Raw genomic sequence first — 2,276 nt, forward strand, 5'->3', positions numbered from 1 at the left:
GCTCAAGGCAGGCGTCCCCCACCCCAGCAGTGTCAAGCCGTCGCTTGACGACCTCCAGCGCTGCCATCTTTTCGGCCACGAACAGCACGGTCTTTCCGTCGGCAACGGCCGACCCAATAATGTTTGCGATCGTCTGCGATTTTCCTGTCCCAGGCGGACCTTGGATAACGAGGTCGCGACCTTTTCTGACGTCATGGATCGCCAGTGTCTGAGAACTGTCACTGTCGACGATATGCAACATTTCGGCGGGCGCAATGTGCGGATCAATCGCTATGTCGTCCGACATAAGCGGCTCGCGTGTTTCGAAACCATCTGAAAGAAGCGAGCGGATCTTCGGTTGTTCGATAATCTTTGCGCCATCGGGCCAGAGATCCGGATCCAGATCACGGTACATCAAGAACTTCGCAAACGAGAAGAAGCCGAGCACCATATCGTCGCGAAGCACCTCCCAACCCTCTTTGGTCGAAATTGCTTCGGCAACGGCATCGAGATAGGCCGAGACGTCGAAGTCATCTCCCACCTCAAAACGCGGCAGAGCGAGCTTGTGAATGCGGTCGAGATAGAGTTCCAAGGAGAGGTTTGCGGTAAGATCTTCCGGCCGGGCTCGTAGGCGGAATTTTTCTCCAGCGGCCCCTCGCTCAAGCCGAACCGGCACCAAAATGAGGGGGGCCTGACGGATGTTCTCTTTGTTGTTCGGGTCAATCCACTTCAGCATTCCAAGGGCCAGAAAGAGGATATTGACGCCCTGCTCTTCCTCGAGTGTGCGGGCATCATGGTAGAGATCAAGGAGCCGCCGCTGCAGCCCAGTTGGGGTCATACGCGTCTGCAGCTTGGTGTCCGAGTGCCGCGCGGATATCCCTCTGTTATCGACTCCATCGTCCTCTGGTTGGGCGAGAGCGACGGGGGAATAGTCGATCTCTTCGTCTGGAGGGCTGCTTTCATCCTGGCCCGCTTTCGGCCTATCGGGCTTGCCGGCCAGGAAGGTAAAAGCCTTTCCTTCGGTCACCAGCAATCGATAAATTTCGGACGACTTCTCATCGACGATATCGATCGTCTTCGCGCTCTTGGAAAACCGCGGCACATTCAAAAGTCGATTGCGGGCGGAAAGATCGAGCAACTCCATCCTGGCGCGCTCGAGTTTCTCCTTTAGAGGGAGATCGCTTTGGAAGACTGACTGTTTTACGTCCAAGACTTACATCCCCTTTGAAAGGAGAACCAGCTAGAGCCCGCGTAGAGCGTTCGCGCAAGAAAAAACAGCCGTGTTCAATTAGAAACGACTGCGATCACTTCTGGACACCGTCCAATATTGCGACGTGTGATATGGGTCAGAGCCTGCATTCTTGGCCCTCTTTGCCTAGTCGCTATCCGACGAGGATTCTCGCTCCCTGCCCCCGTATTTAGCCGCCTCCACAATGTCTTTTTCTGACACAGAGAGTCCGTTGCGGACCCGAATGGCTCCCGCACTTGGAACGCGGTCCAATTCAGATCCAGTCTTTGCCTTATCCTTCTGGGGCTTAACCTCCGGCGGCGGGTCTTTCGAAAATGTCATGCGTAGGTCCTACTCGTCCAAATCTAAATGCATCCGCCTGTGAGCCTCAAGCCGCTTTCCTGGTCATACAAAGAAAACGCCGCGCCCAATCAATCCACCGTCTCTCGTGGTTCCGCATTCTGATTGGCGCTTTAACATCCATCACTATTAGCGCCTGGCATTTAGTATCCTCCCTCTACTGGTTTTTTTAGCCGATAAGTAATAGATCGGGATTTCACTGCAGAAGTCCGGAGCCATGAAGTGACTGACGAAATCCAAAATACGGCCACCGCGCTGATGGAGCTTACCGCCGATATCGTTGCGGCTTATGTGAGCAAGAATTCAGTGCCGGTCTCCTCATTGCCGGACCTTATTGCCAGCATCAATTCGTCATTAGCGCGTATCGGCCAGCCGTCCGAACCGGAAAAACCCGACCAAGTTCCCGCGGTCAACCCCAAGCGCTCAGTCACTCCAGACTACATCGTCTGCCTCGAAGACGGCAAAAAGTTCAAGTCCCTCAAGAGACACTTGAACACGCATTTTGGACTGACGCCCGACGCCTATCGCCAAAAATGGGGCCTCTCCAACGATTACCCCATGGTCGCGCCTAACTATTCAGCCAATCGCTCCAGATTGGCAAAATCGATTGGCCTCGGTCGCACAGCAGCCGCGCCCAAGAAAGCAGCAGCCAAGAAGTCAAAGACGCGCTAGCAAAACATTTGGCAGCTTCGCAAAGGATCGAAAATTG

At 54.5% G+C, this 2,276-nt stretch carries 2 protein-coding genes; one reads left to right on the top strand and one right to left on the bottom strand.

What is annotated here, in order from left to right; translation table 11 throughout:
* On the bottom strand, positions 1-1,189 hold a 1,189-nt coding region (locus EOB49_RS37945; RefSeq protein WP_245472817.1), incomplete at its 3' end, for a DUF4011 domain-containing protein.
* Between the two features lie 636 nt (positions 1,190-1,825).
* On the opposite strand from EOB49_RS37945, the gene EOB49_RS24135 reads away from it, so the two are divergent.
* The gene (locus tag EOB49_RS24135) at positions 1,826-2,239 is read left to right on the top strand and encodes a MucR family transcriptional regulator (protein ID WP_082826711.1); all 414 of its coding nucleotides are present in this window, start codon (positions 1,826-1,828) and stop codon (positions 2,237-2,239) included.
* The last annotated feature ends 37 nt before the right edge of the window (positions 2,240-2,276 follow it).

This window comes from Mesorhizobium sp. M7A.F.Ca.MR.148.00.0.0 (genome assembly GCF_003997735.1).
Classification (GTDB): Bacteria; Pseudomonadota; Alphaproteobacteria; order Rhizobiales; family Rhizobiaceae; genus Mesorhizobium.